Genomic DNA, 15,192 nt, shown 5'->3' on the forward strand with positions numbered 1-15,192 from the left:
GTATGGGGAGCACGACGTTCGAATGGCCGCGCGGTGCAGAGGCGGGGGACACGGCGGCGCTGGAGCTGTGGCTCGCCGTGCACGGCTGGGAGGTCGACCCGACGGTGTTCATGGCCGGTGGTCTCGGCCCGGCCGTGCAGGTGCAGCCGATCGGAGCGGCCGGCCAGGACGAGGAACCCGGGCTGCTGATCCTCCCGGGCGAGACCGTGGAGTACGCGCAGGACCGGATGCGGATAGCCACCCGGGCCACCGTCGTGGCCGGCTGCGGCTGACGGGGCCGTCGGCGGGCCGACCTTCAGTGGTGTGGGTCACAGTGGAAGGGATGCCGAATCCTGCGCCGAACGAGGTGATCCCGTGAGGTACGCGATCCAGGCCGAGGGCTTGGCCAAGCGGTTCAAGGAGACCCGTGCGCTGGCCGGGGTGGACCTTGCAGTTCCGGCGGGTACCGTGCTCGGTCTCCTCGGTCCCAACGGCGCGGGAAAGACGACCGCCGTCCGTATCTTCGCCACGCTGCTGCGCCCGGACGAGGGCCGGGCCGAGGTGGGCGGGCACGACGTGGTGCGGGAGGCGGGCCGGGTCCGCTCCCTCATCGGGCTGACCGGGCAGTACGCGGCCGTCGACGAGAACATGAGCGGCACGGAGAACCTGCTGATGATCGGGCGCCTGCTCGGCATGTCGCGCGGCGGGGCACGTGCCCGCTCCGCCGAGCTGCTCGACCGGTTTCATCTGAGTGACGCGGCGGGGCGGGCCGTGAAGACCTACTCGGGCGGTATGAGGCGGCGTCTCGACCTCGCGGCCAGCCTGGTCGGGCGGCCGCAGATCCTCTTCCTGGACGAGCCGACCACCGGGCTCGATCCGCACAGCCGCGGTGAGGTGTGGGACATGCTGCGCCTCCTGGTGGCGGAGGGCATGACCACGCTGCTGACCACGCAGTATCTGGACGAGGCGGACCGGCTCGCCGACAGCATCGTGGTGATCGACAACGGTCGGGTGATCGCCGGCGGTACGCCGGACGAGCTGAAGGCCCAGGTCGGCGGTCAGGTCCTGCACCTGCGCCCGGTCCGCCCCGCCGATCTCGACGCGGCGCACGCCCTGGTCGCGGAGGAGGCCGGTCCGCAGACCAAGACCGAGGGCGACGGCATCCTCGCCCCCGTCAACGATCCGGCGCTCATGCCACGTGTCGTACGCCGGCTCGACCAGTCGGGTATCCCCGTCGGAGAGCTCACTCTGCGTCGTTCCACCCTCGACGAGGTGTTCATCGCCCTGACCGGCCACCGTGCCGAGCCGGGCAGCGCTGCTCGGGACGAAGCCGATGACGCCGATGACGCCGATGACGACAGCGCGTACGCGGAAGCGGGGAGGCCGTCGTGACCGGCACGACCCTCACGGACAGCCTGGGCCGCGGCGGAAGGGTGCGGCCCCTGCCCGCCCTGCGGCAGACCGCCACCATGGCGTGGCGCAGCCTGGTCTCGGTGAAGCACAATCCGCTGGAGCTCGTCGACTACAGCATCACGCCCATCATGTTCGTGTTCCTGTTCACCTACGTCTTCGGCGGGCAGATGGCGGGCTCCCCTCAGGAGTACCTCCAGTACGCGCTTGCCGGGATCATCGTTCAGAACACGCTGTTCATGAGCATGTATACCGCCATGTCGCTGAACACCGACCTGACCAAGGGCGTGTTCGACCGGCTCCGCAGCCTGCCGATCGCCCGTTCGGCCCCGTTGTTCGGGCGGATCGCGGCCGACCTGGCCAAACAGCTGTGGGCCATGCTCCTGATGATCGCGCTGGGCGTGGTGCTGGGCTTCGAGATAACCGGTGGTCCCCCGGGCTTCATCGGGGCGGCCCTGCTGCTGCTGACATTCGCCGCGGCCGTGTCGTGGACGGCGGTGCTCATCGGCATGGTGGCCGGGGACCCGGAGAAGGTGCAGGTCTACGCCTTCACCTTCATCTTCCCGCTCACCTTCACGAGCAGCGCGTTCGTCGAGGTCGACACCATGCCCGGGTGGCTCCAGGCATGGGTCGAGGTCAACCCCGTGACGCATCTGTCGGACGCCTTCCGCGGGTTGCTGCTCGGCACTCCGGCGGGCGGACCGATCCTCTGGTCGCTGCTCTGGGCGGCGGGCATCACCGCGGTCTTCATGCCCCTGGCGCTGCGCGCCTATCGCTCCGAGAGCCACTGAGCGACGGGCCCCGGACCCGACCCGGGTCCGGCTCGACCCCGGTTCCTCATCCGGCTCCCGATGCGGTTCAGTAGGTGACGACGATCCTGCGTGCCGGGCCGTCCACCCGGATGCGGCCTCCGACGGGGACCACGAGTTGCGGGTCGGTGTGGCCGAGGTCGACGTCGAACACGACCATGGTGTCGGGGGCGTACTGCTGGAGGGCCCTCAGGACGGCCTCGCGCTGTTGCAGCCGGAAGCCGGCCTTGCCCTGGGCATCCAGGCGGTTCTCGAAGGACCAGCTCTTCGCCCTGCCCATGAGCAGCGCGGGGAACTGTCGCAGCAACCCGCGTTCACCCATGCTCCGCAGGATCCGGTACACCTCTTCGGCGCGCGGCATCTCCTCGGACGTCTCCAGGAAGAGCACGTTGCCGGCGTAGGTCTCGGCCGGTTGCACCGCCCGGTCGGCCATCAGCATCCAGGAGATGACCTCCAGGTTGCCGCCCCAGCCGATGCCCTCGACGACGCGATCGGCGTAGTGCCAGGACCAGCCGTCGGCCGGTTCCATGTGCGGCTCGGACGCGAAGGTGTGCGGGTCGTCCCACGGGCCGTTGACGTCTCCGTAGCTGCTTGCCGAGGTGAGCTCGAACTCGCCCGAGGTGAACAGCGCCGCCCGGAGCGAGGCGGCGGTCGACGGGTGCAGCGCGCCGGGCCGCCCGAGCTCGACCATGACCGAGCCGCCGTGGTAGCCGACGATCCCCAAGTCCCGGAGGAACAAGAGCAGGTTGGTGTTGTCGCTGTAGCCGAAGAACGGCTTGGGACCGGCCCGCAGCAGGTCGCGGTCGAGGTGGGGAAGGACGGCGATCTGGTCGTCGCCGCCAATGCTGGCGATCACCGCCTTGATCTCCGGGTCCGCGAAGGCCGCGTGGATGTCCGCGGCCCGCTCCTCGGGCGTCGCACCCACCCTCCGGGTCGTCGGATACTCCACCACCTTCAGTCCGAAGTCCTCCTGGAGTCGACGCACGCCCAACTCGTAGGGCAGCGGAAACAGGCCGGGGAGGCCGGACGAGGGAGACAGCACTGCGACCCGGTCTCCGGGACGGGGCTTCGTGGGATAGCGAGGATCTGACATCCGATGATCATAGAAGTCTGCGGATCGGCCGTCACGGGCCCCTGCGCGCACGGCTACACGCGCGACTAAACCCGCCATTTCGGGCATATGCGTCGGATAGTCATCCATGCCGATGATCTCGAATCGAATGCAAAATCGAGACAAATACCACTGTGTCCGACACGGTTCGGCGCGTCACGTCGGAGAAAACTGGTCCGCCGTCAGAGCCATGACGCATCCGACCGAGAACAGGACCACGACCACTGACCTGACTGTTACCTGCCAACCGATTGCGGAGGTGTCACGATGTCCTGCTTCAGGACCGACTTCCGAAAGACCCCCAAGGGCCTTCCCCCCACGTTCTGTTGCCCCAGAGCCCGCGCCGTCCTCTCCCTGCTCCTCCTGACGGCCGCCGCCCTCAGCGGCCCCGCGACCCCGGCGCACGCCACCGCCCCGTATGGCGCCAGAGCCGTCGCGGTGGCCGCCTCCAAACAGGGCTCGCCGTATGCCTACGGCGCCACCGGCCCAAAGCGCTTCGACTGTTCGGGCCTCACCCTCTACGCCTTCAAGAAGGCGGGCAAGCGTCTCCCACGCACCGCCGACCAGCAGTACGAGCACACCCGCCACATCCCCGAGGCCGATCGCGCGGCCGGTGACCTGGTCTTCTTCCCGAGCGGCGCGACCATGACCCACGTCGGGATCTACGCCGGCGACAACCGGATCTGGCACGCCCCACGCCCCGGCACCCGGGTGCGGCTGGAGCGGATCTGGAGCTCAGCGGTCCGTTATGGGCGGGCCACCTGATCGGGCGCCCGGCCGGTCCGGCTCCGGCCGTCCCGGTGGTCCTGGTCTCCCGCCGCTGCCGCGGCCGGTCCGGGGCCGGCGGACAGCCTGCGGACCGCCCACACGCTCGGGGCGAGCAGCAGCACCAGACTCGCCGCGGTCATCAGTACCGCACTCCAGAGAAGGACGGTTTCCGTGCCGAGGGAGGTCGCGGCGGCACCCACGACGAGGTAGCCCAGCGGCACGGACATGAGCTCACCGGCCGAGCTGAAGGAGCTGACCCGCCCGAGCACCTCGGCCGGCAGATGTTCCTGCACGGCGGTGCTCCAGCACACGATCGCGATGTCGAGACCGATGCCCGCCAGGACGGCCGCCCCCGCGAGCACGGCCAGCGGCGCGCCCTCGGCGAGCGCGACGAGGGGCAGCGCGAGCGGCACGTTGGCGCACACGCACGCGACCATGATCCTGGACGGTTTCCAGGTGAGCGAAACGATTCCGCCCAGGAACAGGCCTGCCGCGAAGGCCCCTTGGACGATGCCCCAGGAGGGCGCGCCCAGCCGGCCGTTCACCGCCACGACAGGGCCGAGGAGTTGATAACCGCCGAGCCAGAGGGCGACGACCACCGTCCCGGACAGCACATAGGACCAGACCCAGAAGAGACGGGAGAACTCCTGCCAGCCATCCTTGAAGTCGCGGAAGACTGAAGCCGGCGTCTTGGCGGGTCCGGACACGCCGAGACGGCTGCAGAGGAGGGCCGCGACCGCGAAACTGGCGGCGTCCCAGCCCAGGGTCAGCTCAGGCCCGACCAGTGCGACGAGGGCGCCGCCGACCGCCGGCGCGAGGATGCGGATCAGGTTGCTGGGCAACCGCATCAGCGCGTTCGCCTGCTGCAGCTCGCCGGGATCGACGAGCTGCGGCAGCACACTGTTCATGGCGGGCTGGGTCAACGCCGACGCACAGCCCGCCAGCGCCGCGAACAGGGCGATCCGCCCTGTCGTGGCCGCGCCGGAAACCACGAGGAGGGCGACGCAGCCCTGAGTGACAGCCGGTACCAAGTTGCCGAACACCATGACCCGTTGGCGGGAGAACCGGTCCGCGATCACTCCTCCGACGAGGAGCAGGACGAGCTGCGGAGCGGTGTTGGCAGCGAGGACGATGGCCAGGGATGCCGGGCCGCTGTCGAATCCGAGTACCGCGAAGGCCAGGGCCACGGGGGCCATCGCCGTTCCGCTCATCGAGACGAGCCGTGCCAGAAGAAAGAGCCTGAACGGCTTGTGCCGCAGTGTGGAGAGGGATCCCTGTCGAACCATTCCACGGAGCCTAACCTGCCCTGCGACGCCGCTCGTTCACCCCGTCGGGCCGGAACTCCCCGGTCTCAGAGCGATTCGCCGGGCCGCAGGTACCGGTATCCGTGGTCGGTCTCCTCGGCGAGCCAGCCGTTGACGCCGGCGAGGCCCCGCTCGTTGATCTGGGCGTCATGGATGGCGAACGCCCGCTGCGGCCCGACTGCCTTGACAAAGTCGATCGCCTCCACCGTTTTCAGCCATGACCCGTGCACCGGGACCAGAAGCGTCTCGATCTCCTGCTCGGGCACGTGCAGCGAGTCACCCGGGTGGTAGAGCGCGTCGTCGATGACGTAGCCGAGGTTCGCGCAGTCGGGTTGGCCCCCGTAGATGAACGCGTGGCGCCCGCCGACCGCCCGTATGCGGAAGCCCGCGGCCGTGAACTCCGTTCCGGAGTAAACCCCGTTGACCTCCAGCCCCGGGATCTCCGCGTCGGCAGGGGCGTGGACCGGCACTCCGAGCCCGGCCAGGCGCAGCACATCGACATGGTCGGCGTGTTCGTGCGTCACCAGAACGGCATCCGCACCGGCCAGTGCGGCCGGTTCGCTCCACGTCCCCGGATCGATGACGAGAACACGGCCGCCCCGCTCGATCCGGACACATGCGTGGGTGTACTTCGTGATCACCATGGCCTCGGACCGTACCGCGCCGCGGATATTCTCCTGTCGCTCCTTCGATGACCTTTCGCCCCGACGGGGCACCGCGGCTTCACCTGCCGGTCGGCGACAGGTGCCGGAAGAAGGCCCGGATGTCCCCCACCAGCAGCTCCGGCACCTCCATGGCCGGGAAGTGGCCGCCGCGGTCGTACGAGGTCCAGCGCACGACGGTGTCGGTCCGCGCGGCGATGTGGCGCAGCGGGATGAAGTTGTCCCGGGGGAAGTCGGCCAGTGCGGTCGGGGTGTGCGACACCTCCGGCGGCTGACCGGCATAGGCGGCGTGTGCGCGCTCGTAGTAGATGCGGGCCGCGCTGCCGGCGGTGCCGGTGAGCCAGTACAGCATCACATTGGTCAGCATCTGATCGCGGTCCACCGGGCACGCGGGATCGCTCCACTCGTCGAACTTCTCCGCGATCCAGGCAAGCAGGCCGACCGGTGAGTCGTTCAGCCCGTACGCGAGGGTCTGCGGCCGGGTCGCCTGGATGTCGGCGTACCCCTGCCGCTCGCGCGCCCAGATCCGGTACCGCTCCCAGGACGCCAGCGTCCGCTCCCGCTCGGCGGGGGTCAGTGCGGCCAACTCCTCCGGCCGAGGTTCGGTGGTGGCCCCGCCCCCGGGCAGCAGGTTCAGGTGCACCCCGATGACGCGGTCCGGCCGGATCCGCCCGAGCTCCCGGGAGATCGCGGCTCCCCAGTCGCCGCCCTGCACCCCGTACGACGGGTACCCCAGCCGTTCCATCAGCACGCCGAAGGCCCGGGCCACCCGCTTGAACTCCCAGCCGGGTTCGGCCGTGGGCCCCGAGAGCCCGAAGCCGGGGATGCTCGGCAGCACCAGGTGGAAGGCGTCCGCCGGGTCGCCCCCGTGCGCGCGGGGATCCGTCAGCGGGCCTGCGACGCGCTGGAACTCCACCGGCGATCCGGGCCAGCCGTGCGTCATGAGCAGCGGTGTCGCGGCCGGCTCGGGCGAACGGACATGGGCGAAGTGCACCCGCGCCCCGTCGACGACGGTGGTGAACTGCGGCCACTCGTTCAGCCGGGCCTCGGCCGCCCGCCAGTCGTACTCCTCGCGCCAGTACCGGGCGAGGTCGCGCATCCGGGCGAGCGGCATGCCGTACGCCGACCCGACCCCTGGCAGCTCGTCGGGCCACCGCACCCGCCCCAGCCGCTCCCGCAGCTCGTCCAGCTCCCCCTCGGCCACGTCGAGCCGAAACCCGCACACTCGTTCGTCAAGATCACTCATGGCCCGCATGCTAGGCCGTCCGGCGGGCTTATCGGGATCCGCCTCGCGACCCTCCTGCGGAGCGGTCAACTCACCTTCTCCACAGGTCTGTTACCGAGTCCACCCAAGTCGTCGCAGAGAAACAATCAGGCAAACGGTCACACAACTGCGCGAACCAATCACCCGCCGCCACAAAAAAGTACTGGTCGACTGGTTTCCTTTCGAGTCGCCCGACTAGATTGACGGCACACCGCAGCGACCAGCGCGCGGGAAGCGACCGGGGAGACGAGCGCACGTGGCGAGGGCGAGACAGGAGCGGGCCGAGATCACCCGCCAGGCCATACTCACCGGTGCGGCCACCGCCTTCGACGTCAGCGGGTTCGACGGCACCAGCCTCAGCGACGTCGTCAAGCACGCCGGAGTCACCAAAGGCGCCCTCTACTTCCACTTCCCGTCCAAGGAAGCCCTCGCACGCACCCTGATGGACGAGCAGTTCCAGGTCTCCGAACACCTCTCCGCCATCGAGGAGCCGGGCCTGCAGACCGTCATCGACCTCACCCACCGGATGGCCCACGGGCTGCGGACCGACGTCCGCATCCGCGCCGGCATCCGCCTGGTCATCGAGTTCGGTTCCTTCACCAACCCCGACCCGACCCCCTACGACACCTGGATCGACACCTGCCGCAACTGCCTGACACCGGCTCAGGAACGCGGTGACATACACCCGTCGCTCGACGTGCGGGCCCTCTCGACGCTGCTCGTCGCAGCCTTCACCGGCATTCAGGTCACCTCGCACGTCCGCACCCGCCGCGAGGACCTCCACACCCGCGTCACCGACCTGTGGAACTTCCTCCTCCCCACGATCGTCCCCGCGCAGCGCATCGACAGCTTCCTCCCCACGGGCACGCCGGCGGCCACACAGCCGACTGCCACCCACTGACGCAGGACGGCCTCGCACACGCCGTGGCGAACCACGGGGGTGCTCGTCACGGCGTGGCCGAGACCGCCCTGATCCGAACCGCACCACCGGCCGGACCCACCGTCGACCCTAACGGCGCAGGCGGGGAGGGCTTCGTCCATCCACTGGGCCGCACGCTCCGGCTGCCACACGGGCTCGCGCCGGACGCTCCGGCCGGGGCCGCCGGGAGTGTCGAGAGCATGAACGGGGCGCTCGGCACCGAGGCCAAGGGTGTTGGGGCACCGCTGGGCGGAGCGGCCGCCCGACCGCGCATCAGGCCGACGGGCGTGCGCCACTCGGCTGCCGGGTCCGCGGGGCCGCACCGGTAGACGCGTGTGGTGCCGAGGCTCGCCTCGACGTCCTCCTCGGAGACGGTGGACGCACCCTCCGCACAGAGGACGCCATGGGTCGACGGAAGCCCGAGTCGGCCGTTGCGGTACTCCACCACCACCTCGACCGGATCTTCACCGCCCCGGCCGGCCGAGCCCGCCGGCGACCAATGACCCGGCCTCCCCGGCGAGTTCCAGGACTGTTCACCCCCACGTGGCCCGCACCTTCCCGGACCGGCCGGGCGCGGCCGGTCGAATGGCCACATCAAGAGGTCTGGACCAATGAAGTCGCGCCAATTCCGTGGCGCATTGGCTCCGGTGCCACATTCTCGCAACAACTGGTCTATACCTTTGGGACTAGGGTGGGCCACCTGAAACGGGTACATGCACAGCCGTGGGGGGCTTTATGACCTTTCATCATCTTCCGCAACCACCATCCGACGAAGAGCTCTACTGGTACTTCGGCCCGCAGCGCCGCTGGGTGCTCGTCAGTACCTCGCTCGCCTTCGTGTTCACCGCCGCGACCATGTTCACCTTCGCCCTGCGCACGCCGGCCCTGTGGGCCTTCCTCGCCGTCCTCGGCCTCAACGTCGTGGCTCTCGCCCTCTCCTCCGTCAACAGCCTGCGCCAGCGCCGACTCACCCGGCAGTCGCACGAGGTGCTCGTCCACGCCTGGCAGCCCGCCGCGCCACCCGGCGTCGACCTGTACCTGCCGACCTGCGGCGAGCCCCTCGACGTGCTCGGCAACGCCTACCGCGCCGTCGCGGCCGTCGACTGGCCCGGCGCGCTGACCGTCTGGGTCCTGGACGACGCCGACCGGCCCGAAGTCGCCGCGCTGGCGGCCTCGTACGGCTACGAGTACGTCGTACGGCCCGACCGGGGCCACCTGAAGAAGGCCGGCAACCTCAACCACGCGCTCACCCTGAGCAGCGCCGAGTTCATCGCGATCCTGGACGCCGACTTCGCCCCGAGGCCGGACTTCCTGCGCCACCTGGTGCCCTATCTGGCCGACCCCGCCGTCGGCATCGTGCAGAGCCCGCAGTGCTTCGACACCGACGAGACCATGGGGTGGATCCAGCGGGCGGCCGGCTCCGCGCAGGAGTGGTTCTTCCGCTGGATCCAGCCGTCGCGGGACGCGAGCGACGCGGCCATCTGCTGCGGCAGCAACGCCGTGTACCGGCGCAGCGCGATCGACCGGGCGGGCGGCTTCGCCCGGCTCGACCACAGCGAGGACCTGTACACCGGTCTCGCTCTCCACGAGCAGGGGTTCCGCACGCTGTACGTGCCGGTGCTCGTGGCCAAGGGCACCTCGCCCGACCGGGTCACCTCCTTCGTCAACCAGCAGTACCGGTGGGCGATGGGCAACCTCCACCTGCTCGGCACGCCCGTGCTGCGGCGCATGCGCGCGCCCTGGCGGATGCGGCTGTGCTTCTACGAGGGCATCGTCGGCTATCTGACCACCGCGGTGAACACGTTCGTGGCGCCGCTGCCGCCACTGGTGATGATGTTCCGGTACCCGGAACACATCCGGCCCTGGCACGTGCTGCCGCTGCTCGCCCCGCTGTGGCTGTGGCACGTGCTGCTGCCGAGGATCAGCCGGACGCGCTGGCGGGTGGAGGTCATCCGGGCGAACGTCCTGACGAGCGTGGCCGCGGCCACCGCGTTCGTGCACACGCTGCGGGGGCGCAGCGCCGCATGGGTGCCCACCGGTACGCGCGGGGGGCCGGCCCGGGGCGGGATGGCCCGCCGGGTGATCGCCGTCTCGCTGGTCTGGCTCGTCCTGTCCAACGGCGCCGCCGTCACCGGTTTCGCGCTGGCCGTGCACCGGGGCGGCTGGGAGCCCAACTGGGGGCTGCTGCTCTACCTCCTGGTGCAGTGCCAGATCAACGTCCCGCTGATCCGGGACCTGGCGGCCGAACTGCACCCGACCGCGGGACCGGTGCGCTCCCGGCTGCGGGCCGCGCTGCGCTCGCGCAGCGGCATGCTGCCGCGCCGCTGGCCCGAGACCGTGGCCGCCTCGGCGGTCCTCCTGCTCACCGGCCTGCTGGCATCGGGATGGGTCGACCCGATGCTCCCCTGGCTCAGTTGAAAGGCACCATCGTCATGTCCTACCTCGTCACACCCGGCCGGCGCCGGCCGCGCCGGGGCGCAATTCCGCCGGCCGGAGAGCTGCCGTCCGGATCCCGCACCGGCGGCGAGTCCGGGCCGAGCCCGCACCGATCCGTGTTCCGGCCCGACATCGAGGGCCTGCGCGCGGTCGCCGTCCTCGCGGTGCTCGCCTTCCACGCAGGCATTCCCGGGACGACCGGCGGATTCGTCGGCGTGGACGTCTTCTTCGTCATCTCCGGCTACCTGATCACCGGCCTGCTCGTCCGAGAGGCGATCACGACCGGCCGGATCCGGCTCGGTGACTTCTTCTCCCGGCGGGCCCGACGCCTGCTGCCCTCCGCCGCCGTGGTGCTCGCCGCGGTGGCCGTGGCCGGGGCCTGGCTGACCGTACCGCTGCGCCGCACGGACATGGAGTACGACGTCGTCGCGGCGGCGCTGTCCTTCGCCAACTGGCGGTTCGTGTCGCAGCGGACCGACTACCTCGCCGCCGGGCACGACCAGAGCCCGCTGCTGCACTTCTGGTCCCTCGCCGTCGAGGAGCAGTTCTACCTGTTCTGGGCCCCGCTGCTGGCGGTACTGGTGCTGTGCGCGGCCCGTGCGGTCCGCCGGGGCCGGGCCGTACGCCTCGTCGTGGTGCTCGCCGCCGCCCCACTGACCGTGGGCTCGTTCGTCCTGGGGCTGTACTGGACCGAGCACTCCGAATCGCTCGCGTACCTCGCGACGCCCTCGCGCGGCTGGCAGTTCGGCGTCGGGGCACTGCTCGCGCTGCTGCCCTGGCACCTGATGCGCGGGCCGCGCCCACTGCGGCTGCTGTGCGGCTGGGCCGGGGCCGCGGCGATCGGCTGGTGCGTCGTTTCGTACGACGCCGGGACCCCGTACCCCGGCTTCGCGGCGCTCGTGCCGACCCTGGCGACCGCCGCCGTGATCCTCGCCGCGATACCGGGCCGGGGCGAACGGCACACCCAGGGCACCTGGGGCGTCGGGCGGTTGCTGTCGGGACGGGCGCCCCGCGCCGTCGGGCGGCTGTCCTACACCCTGTACCTGTGGCACTGGCCGGTGCTCGTGCTCGCCGAGGCCCGGCTCGGCACGCTCGGCTGGCCCGCGAAGTCCGCGCTGACACTGGCAGCCGTGCTGCCCGCCCTCGCCACCCGGCGCTGGGTCGAGCAGCCGCTGCGCCGCAGCCGGACGGTCTCCGAACTCCAGCGCCGCGGACTGTCGGTGGGCGTCTCGGCGATCGTGCTGCCGGTGGTCCTCGCGCTGGTCGTGGGGACCACGACGCTGCGGGTGCTCGGCCCCGCCGCCCCGGTCGACACCCAGGGGCTGCCACCGGGCGCCGCCTCGGGCCCCACGCTGCTCGCCCGCACCCCGGGCACCCCGCTCGTGGACGGCCCGGTGGTGCCCAGCCCGGTGCAGGCGCGGTCGGACTTCCCGCCGGACGGGGCCTGCGAAGTCGCCCCGGCCGAGACCCGGAGCCCCGACTGCCTGTTCGGCGCGGCGGACAGCCCGGACCGGATCGTGCTGCTCGGCGACTCGCACGCCGGGCAGTGGTTCTCGCCGATGCTGGCGCTGGCCGCCCAGCGGGGCTGGGCCCTCCAGGAGTTGGTGAAGCAGGGCTGCCCGCTGGCGGAGCTGGCCGTGGACAGTCCGCAGCTCGGCCGCGCCTACCGGGAGTGCGACACCTGGCGGGCGGATGCCCTGGAGCGGCTGGGGAAGCAGCCCAGGCCGCGCCTCATCGTGATCTCCTCGCTCAACCGGTACACCGAGGACGCGAAGCTGCTGGCCGAGGCGTGGGAGAAAACGCTGGTGCCGCTGCGGGCGCTGGGGGCGCCGATCGTCTACATCGAGGACACCCCCGTACCCGGCAAGGACATCCCGGCGTGCATCTCCGGCAGTCCCGGGTCCCCGGCCGCCTGCGCGTTCGGCCGCGCGGACGCCCAGCTGCCGGATCCGCTGGCGGCGCGGATCGCGTCCGGTGCGCTGTCCGGCGTACGGAGCATCAGCGTGAACCCGGTCCTGTGCCCGGGCGACGGGCCGACCTGCCCGGCCGTGCTCGACCGGATCCTGCTCTACCGGGACGACGCGCACCTGACGAACGCTGCGGCGGTGGTCCTGACCAACCGGCTGGAGCGGCTGTTCACGGAGGCCGGACTGCTGCCGGCCGCAGCCGGAACGGCCGCGGCCCCACCGGGGGCGTCCCCGGGGGCCGACGGGTGGACGCGTTTGCTGCGTGACGACTTCGACGGTCCGGCGGGCGCCCCTCCGTCCGCCGTCAACTGGCTCCACGACCTCGGAACCTGCTACCCGGGCTGCCCCGCGCCGCAGTGGGGTACCGGGGAGATCGAGACCATGACCGACTCGACGGACAATGTCCGCCTCGACGGGAAGGGTGCGCTGGAGATCGTGCCCACCCGCAAGGACGGACAGTGGAGTTCGGGGCGGATCGAGACGCGGCGCTCCGACTTCGCGCCACCGCCCGGCGGTGCGCTGCGGATCGAGGCGTCGATCGCGCTGCCGGACGTCACCGGGGAGCGGGCGGCCGGGTACTGGCCGGCGTTCTGGACGCTGGGGGCGCCGCTGCGCGACGGGTACACGGGGTGGCCGGGCGTCGGGGAGCTCGACATCATGGAGTCCGTGAACGGGCGGGACACCGTCTCCGCCGCGATGCACTGCGGTGTCCTCGAAGGGGGACCGTGCCGGGAGCCGGCCGGCCTGACCTCGGGTCCGCAGCCGTGCGACGGCTGCCGGACGGCCTTCCACTCGTACGCCGTCGAGGTCGACCTCGCGTTCGGCGGGCAGGAGGTGCGCTGGTATGTGGACGGGCGCGTGTACCACCGGGTGAGCGCCGACCGGATGGACCCCGGAACGTGGCGGGCCGCGGTGGAACACGGGCTGTTCCTGATCCTCGACGTGGCTGTCGGTGGCAACCTGCCGCTCGCCGACGGTGCGGTTGCGGGTCCGGCGACCGAGCCGGGTCATGCGATGCGGGTGGACCACGTGACCGTCTCGGCCCGGGGAGGGAAGGGGTAGGCGCAGAAAGGGCGAACGCCCCGCTCCCCGGCCGGGAAGGGGCCGGGAGCGGGGCGTCGCGTACGGGGATGGTCAGGCGAGGACCGCGGTGGCCTCCACCTCGACGAGGTGCTCGGGTACGTCCAGGGCAGCGACGCCCAGGAGTGTGCCGGGCGGTACGGGAGTGATGCCCAGTTCCGCGGCCGCCCGGCCGATGCCCTCCAGGACCAGGGGCATCTTGTCGGGGGTCCAGTCGACGACGTACAGGGTCAGTTTCGCCACGTCGTCGAAGGACCCGCCGGCCGCGGCGAGGGCGGTGGCCACGTTGAGGTAGCACCGCTCGACCTGAGCCGTCAGGTCTCCCTCCCCCACTGTGGTCCCCTCGGCGTCCCAGGCCACCTGCCCGGCGATGAAGACCAGCTTCGACCCGGTCGCTACGGCCACCTGCCGGTAGGCATCGATCTTCGGCAGTCCGTCGGGGTCCATCAGGCTGATCGCCATAGTGCCCGCCTCCTTGTTCATTGCTCTCTTGTGGTTACTGGGGAACCGTAGGAGAGTGACCGCTGACGTGGAAGAACGCACTTTTTAGTGACTGAGGAACCTTATGGTGACCAAGCAGTTCGGCAGCTCGCCCGAGGACGCGGAGCTGAGGCGCGCCGACTCGCTGGCACGGGAGATCTTCTCGGACGTCGCCAACAAGTGGGCGCTCCTGATCATCGAGGCCCTGGGCGAGCGCACCCTGCGCTTCAGTGAGTTGCGCGACGAGGTGGAGGGCATCAGCCACAAGATGCTCACCCAGAACCTGCGCATGCTGGAGCGCAACGGGCTGCTCGTGCGGACCGTGCACCCCACGGTGCCGCCGAGGGTCGAGTACACCCTCACCGCGCCGGGCCGGGGGCTGCGGGAGACCGTTCACGGCATGTGCGACTGGACCCACCACAACCTCGGCCATATCGAGGCCTCGCGCCGGCAGTTCGACGCCTGAGGCCCGCGGGACCGGGCTCAGAACGAGAAGACGGCGTTCCCGTTGAGGGTCGCGGACATGACGCAGCCGTTGGAGAAGGTGTGCTTCCAGGCGACGCGGCTGCCCTTCCACACGCCGTCCGCGGTCACGGTGACCGGGGCGTAGTGCATCGGGCAGGCGCGGTCCGGGTTCGGGGCGGCCAGCAGCCGGTCCAGCGTTCCGCCGGTGGCGTTGAGCGCGGCGCAGGCGGCTCGCGGGTCGGGGTGGGTACCGAGAGCGGTCGGGGCGCAGCTGAGGGTGGACGCCCGCAGGACGGTGGATGTGGCGGCGTCGTCGCCCTGTGCGACCGTGAACACCAGGGCGGACGGGGCGTAGAGGCTGGAGGGCTGAGCAGCCGCGATGCCGGTGGTGCCGACCAGACAGACGAGGGCGGCGGCGGAGGCAGCTGCGATGCGGTGACGCACGACGAAACTCACTTTCGATTCAAAGGTTGAACGCGATATTTGGTTTCGATATCGCGTCGTTGCGGCACCAGACTGTCCGACTCGCAGACACGTT

The 15,192-nt window shown here is 70.9% G+C and carries 14 protein-coding genes; 8 read left to right on the forward strand and 6 right to left on the reverse strand.

Features of this window, described 5'->3' with window-relative positions:
- Positions 1-2 precede the first annotated feature (2 nt).
- From IE257_RS17845 to IE257_RS17855, 3 genes are all read left to right on the forward strand, one after another.
- A complete protein-coding gene (locus IE257_RS17845) occupies positions 3-272 on the forward strand; it encodes a hypothetical protein (RefSeq protein WP_189969730.1) in 270 nt (89 codons plus the stop codon).
- An 82-nt stretch (positions 273-354) separates the two neighbouring features.
- Positions 355-1,371 (forward strand): ATP-binding cassette domain-containing protein, encoded by a 1,017-nt coding sequence (locus IE257_RS17850; RefSeq protein WP_189969732.1) that lies wholly within the window; start codon positions 355-357, stop codon positions 1,369-1,371.
- Complete coding sequence (locus IE257_RS17855; protein WP_229920460.1) at positions 1,368-2,180, forward strand: ABC transporter permease; 813 nt, start codon at positions 1,368-1,370, stop codon at positions 2,178-2,180. The genes IE257_RS17850 and IE257_RS17855 overlap by 4 nt, the downstream gene beginning before the upstream one ends.
- A 67-nt stretch (positions 2,181-2,247) precedes the next feature.
- Here the strand turns inward: IE257_RS17855 and IE257_RS17860 are convergent, their stop codons facing one another.
- Complete coding sequence (locus tag IE257_RS17860; RefSeq protein ID WP_189969734.1) at positions 2,248-3,291, reverse strand: S66 family peptidase; 1,044 nt, start codon at positions 3,289-3,291, stop codon at positions 2,248-2,250.
- Positions 3,292-3,576: 285 nt separating this feature from the next.
- Here IE257_RS17860 and IE257_RS17865 point away from each other — a divergent pair, with 285 nt between their 5' ends.
- Positions 3,577-4,074 carry a C40 family peptidase gene (locus tag IE257_RS17865; RefSeq protein ID WP_189969736.1) on the forward strand — a complete coding sequence of 166 codons (498 nt, stop codon included), beginning with the start codon at positions 3,577-3,579 and terminating at the stop codon, positions 4,072-4,074.
- Here the strand turns inward: IE257_RS17865 and IE257_RS17870 are convergent.
- From IE257_RS17870 to IE257_RS17880, 3 genes are all read right to left on the reverse strand, one after another.
- Positions 4,056-5,363, reverse strand: a complete 1,308-nt coding sequence (locus IE257_RS17870; protein WP_189969738.1) for an MFS transporter — start codon at positions 5,361-5,363, stop codon at positions 4,056-4,058. The genes IE257_RS17865 and IE257_RS17870 overlap by 19 nt on opposite strands.
- Positions 5,364-5,428: 65 nt before the next feature.
- Positions 5,429-6,025 carry an MBL fold metallo-hydrolase gene (locus IE257_RS17875; RefSeq protein WP_189969740.1) on the reverse strand — a complete coding sequence of 199 codons (597 nt, stop codon included), beginning with the start codon at positions 6,023-6,025 and terminating at the stop codon, positions 5,429-5,431.
- Between the two features lie 79 nt (positions 6,026-6,104).
- On the reverse strand, positions 6,105-7,289 hold the full coding sequence (locus IE257_RS17880; protein WP_189969742.1) for an epoxide hydrolase family protein: 1,185 nt from the start codon (positions 7,287-7,289) through the stop codon (positions 6,105-6,107).
- A gap of 274 nt (positions 7,290-7,563) precedes the next feature.
- Between IE257_RS17880 and IE257_RS17885 the strand changes: the two genes are divergently transcribed.
- From IE257_RS17885 to IE257_RS17895, 3 genes are all read left to right on the forward strand, one after another.
- The gene (locus tag IE257_RS17885) at positions 7,564-8,208 is read left to right on the forward strand and encodes a ScbR family autoregulator-binding transcription factor (protein WP_229920461.1); all 645 of its coding nucleotides are present in this window, start codon (positions 7,564-7,566) and stop codon (positions 8,206-8,208) included.
- A gap of 753 nt (positions 8,209-8,961) precedes the next feature.
- On the forward strand, positions 8,962-10,644 hold the full coding sequence (locus IE257_RS17890; RefSeq protein ID WP_189969744.1) for a glycosyltransferase family 2 protein: 1,683 nt from the start codon (positions 8,962-8,964) through the stop codon (positions 10,642-10,644).
- A 14-nt stretch (positions 10,645-10,658) separates the two neighbouring features.
- Entirely contained in the window at positions 10,659-13,691 is a 3,033-nt protein-coding gene (locus tag IE257_RS17895; RefSeq protein WP_189970176.1) for an acyltransferase family protein, read from the forward strand.
- A 72-nt stretch (positions 13,692-13,763) separates the two neighbouring features.
- Here IE257_RS17895 and IE257_RS17900 read toward each other — a convergent pair whose 3' ends face one another.
- On the reverse strand, positions 13,764-14,171 hold the full coding sequence (locus tag IE257_RS17900) for a RidA family protein (RefSeq protein ID WP_189969746.1): 408 nt from the start codon (positions 14,169-14,171) through the stop codon (positions 13,764-13,766).
- 103 nt (positions 14,172-14,274) lie between these two features.
- On the opposite strand from IE257_RS17900, the gene IE257_RS17905 reads away from it, so the two are divergent.
- Positions 14,275-14,655 (forward strand): winged helix-turn-helix transcriptional regulator, encoded by a 381-nt coding sequence (locus IE257_RS17905; RefSeq protein ID WP_189969748.1) that lies wholly within the window; start codon positions 14,275-14,277, stop codon positions 14,653-14,655.
- 17 nt (positions 14,656-14,672) lie between these two features.
- Here IE257_RS17905 and IE257_RS17910 read toward each other — a convergent pair whose 3' ends face one another.
- A complete protein-coding gene (locus IE257_RS17910; protein ID WP_189969750.1) occupies positions 14,673-15,098 on the reverse strand; it encodes a subtilase-type protease inhibitor in 426 nt (141 codons plus the stop codon).
- Between the last annotated feature and the right edge of the window lie 94 nt (positions 15,099-15,192).

This window comes from Streptomyces avidinii (assembly GCF_014650695.1).
In the GTDB taxonomy this organism is placed as follows: Bacteria; Actinomycetota; Actinomycetes; order Streptomycetales; family Streptomycetaceae; genus Streptomyces; species Streptomyces avidinii.

Bases quoted from the DNA above. Each gene is read 5' to 3' on its own strand.
- IE257_RS17845 (WP_189969730.1), top strand. From the start codon at position 3: ATGGGGAGCACGACGTTCGAATGGCCGCGCGGTGCAGAGGCGGGGGAC.
- IE257_RS17860 (WP_189969734.1), bottom strand. From the start codon at position 3,291: ATGTCAGATCCTCGCTATCCCACGAAGCCCCGTCCCGGAGACCGGGTC.
- IE257_RS17865 (WP_189969736.1), top strand. From the start codon at position 3,577: ATGTCCTGCTTCAGGACCGACTTCCGAAAGACCCCCAAGGGCCTTCCC.
- IE257_RS17870 (WP_189969738.1), bottom strand. From the start codon at position 5,363: ATGGTTCGACAGGGATCCCTCTCCACACTGCGGCACAAGCCGTTCAGG.
- IE257_RS17875 (WP_189969740.1), bottom strand. From the start codon at position 6,025: ATGGTGATCACGAAGTACACCCACGCATGTGTCCGGATCGAGCGGGGC.
- IE257_RS17880 (WP_189969742.1), bottom strand. From the start codon at position 7,289: ATGAGTGATCTTGACGAACGAGTGTGCGGGTTTCGGCTCGACGTGGCC.
- IE257_RS17890 (WP_189969744.1), top strand. From the start codon at position 8,962: ATGACCTTTCATCATCTTCCGCAACCACCATCCGACGAAGAGCTCTAC.
- IE257_RS17895 (WP_189970176.1), top strand. From the start codon at position 10,659: ATGTCCTACCTCGTCACACCCGGCCGGCGCCGGCCGCGCCGGGGCGCA.
- IE257_RS17900 (WP_189969746.1), bottom strand. From the start codon at position 14,171: ATGGCGATCAGCCTGATGGACCCCGACGGACTGCCGAAGATCGATGCC.
- IE257_RS17905 (WP_189969748.1), top strand. From the start codon at position 14,275: ATGGTGACCAAGCAGTTCGGCAGCTCGCCCGAGGACGCGGAGCTGAGG.